1 protein-coding gene is annotated in these 713 nt (G+C 63.3%); it reads right to left on the minus strand.

Annotation, left to right across the window (positions count from 1 at the left end; all coding sequences use genetic code 11):
• On the minus strand, positions 1–713 hold a 713-nt coding region (istA, locus tag Q668_RS13575), incomplete at both ends, for an IS21 family transposase (RefSeq protein WP_022990166.1).

Genomic DNA, 713 nt, shown 5'->3' on the forward strand with positions numbered 1-713 from the left:
GTCCGTGGCCCAGTTCAGGAAGCGGCCCGGTGACCAGTTCTGTTGGGCCTGATGGGACTTGGGCATATGCTCGGTCAGGGTGACGAAGCGGCCCTTGCCGTGACGGGAATGAAGGGCGACCCGCTGGCCCTTGTGCATCACCTCCACGGACGTATCGGTCACCCGAACATCCAGCTTCACGCCCACGAGTGCGTGAGGCACGCTGTACAGCCGTTTGTCGATCTCGATGTGGTAGTCGATGCCCGGTCGTGCCTTGCGCCACTCGGCGTAGACGTAGGGCGTTGCCGGCAGTGGCTTCAGCGCGGGTCGATCCAGTGCTTCGAACAGGCTCTGGCGGCTCTCGGAGCGCCCTTGGAACGGGCGCTGGTTCAGTGCCGGTAGCAGGTCTGCAATCGCCGAGTTCAGTTCGGCCAGTGAGAAGAACGTTCGGTGCCGCAACCGGGCCAGGATCCAGCGTTCAACTAGCAGCACAGCGGCTTCGGCCTTTGCCTTGTCCTTAGGCTTGTAGGGGCGTGCCGGTAATACCGCCGTCTGGTAATGGGTCGCCAGTTCTGCGTAGGTCTCGTTGATCTTCGGGGTGTATCGGTCCGCTTTGGTGACCGCTGCCTTCAGATTGTCGGGCACCAACAGCTCAGCTACCCCACCGTAGAACGCCAGCATCCGCTGGTGGGAGGCGATCCAGTCCGGCAGGCTCTGGCTCCAGGTGGCCTCGG

This window comes from Marinobacter sp. ES-1 (assembly GCF_000475255.1).
Classification (GTDB): domain Bacteria; phylum Pseudomonadota; class Gammaproteobacteria; order Pseudomonadales; family Oleiphilaceae; genus Marinobacter; species Marinobacter vinifirmus.